Source organism: Mesorhizobium sp. M7A.F.Ca.CA.002.15.2.1, from assembly GCF_003998715.1.
GTDB lineage: Bacteria > Pseudomonadota > Alphaproteobacteria > Rhizobiales > Rhizobiaceae > Mesorhizobium > Mesorhizobium ciceri.
The window spans coordinates 1-1,187 of sequence record NZ_RZPI01001037.1; the positions used below are offsets into that span (position 1 = coordinate 1).

The 1,187-nt window shown below is 63.7% G+C and carries 2 pseudogenes; both read right to left on the reverse strand.

From position 1 onward, the window contains the following. Positions 1–860, reverse strand: a pseudogene (locus tag ENZ74_RS32340) (M3 family metallopeptidase); the annotation flags it as partial. Positions 861–956: 96 nt separating this feature from the next. Next, a pseudogene (locus tag ENZ74_RS32345) lies at positions 957–1,187 on the reverse strand (nuclear transport factor 2 family protein); the annotation flags it as partial.

Genomic DNA, 1,187 nt, shown 5'->3' on the forward strand with positions numbered 1-1,187 from the left:
GCGAAAGAGGCGTAGCCGAGCAGCTTTGCCTTTTCGGCCCGCAGGCGCAGCATGTCGCGCACCACATTCGTGTTGTCGGTGGCGCCGCCATTCTGCCCGCGCATGGTGAAGGCGCGGAAGGCGATCTCGCGCAGATCGCGGCGTTCGGAGAAGGTCGAGAACGGCTCATAGATCGAGCGCGACAGAGTGACGGCATAGCGGCCCTTCTGGCCGCGTATCTCGGCCGCTTCGGCCATGGAACTTTTCACGAAGTCCGGCAGGCCGGCAAGGTCGGCTTCATCGAGGAACAGCGCCCAGTCGCGCTCGTCGGCCAGAACATTCTGGCCGAAAGCCGTGCCGAGCGAGGACAATTCCTCGCTGATGCTTGCCAGCCGCTTCTTGCCGTCGGCGTCGAGCTTGGCGCCGGAACGGACGAAGCCCTTCCAGGTCTTTTCCAGTACCCGCAGGGTCTCGGCGTCGAGCTTCAGGCTCTCGCGGCGCTGGTAGAGATCGTCGATGCGGGCAAACAGCCGCTCATTCATTGAAATCGCCGAGAAATGCCTGGACATTTTCGGCGAGATGTCGCGCTCCAGCGCCTGGATCGTCTCGTTGGTGTAGGCGCCGGCGCGGCACCAGAAGATCGACGAGACACGATCGAGCGCTTCGCCGCCGAGTTCCAGCGCGGCAAGCGTGTTCTCGACGGTCGGCGCATCCTTGTTGCCGGCGATCGCCTCGATCTCGGCCTCGTGCGCCTTCAGCGCCGCGTCGAAGACCGGGGAGAAGTCGCCGTCGCCAATGCGCGTGAAATCGGGCAGGCCGAGCGGCCCCTGCCACGCGGTCAGCGGATGGGCGGCGAGGTCGACGGCTTTCGTGGAAGGCATGGACAGTCTTTCGTTGGTGAAGCAGGCAGGTGGGTCGTACCCGATGTAGGGCGCGGCCGGCGGACCCGCAATATGCGGATTTGGCCGATATCGCCCTCAAAAGCCGTCGCAGTTTTCGGCGATCGCCGCTTGTGAACTGGCGGTGATGCGGTTGTCGGTGACCGCGAAAGTTTCCTGCATCAGCATGTCGTTGTTGGGGAAATCGTAGCAGGCGACCACCGTGGTGACGCCGCCTTCGCTTTTCTCGATCCGGTGCCGGATCGCAGCACCGGCAACGGCACCTTTCCATTCGTCGATCGAAGCGATGAATTCCTGCTTGCTCTGCAC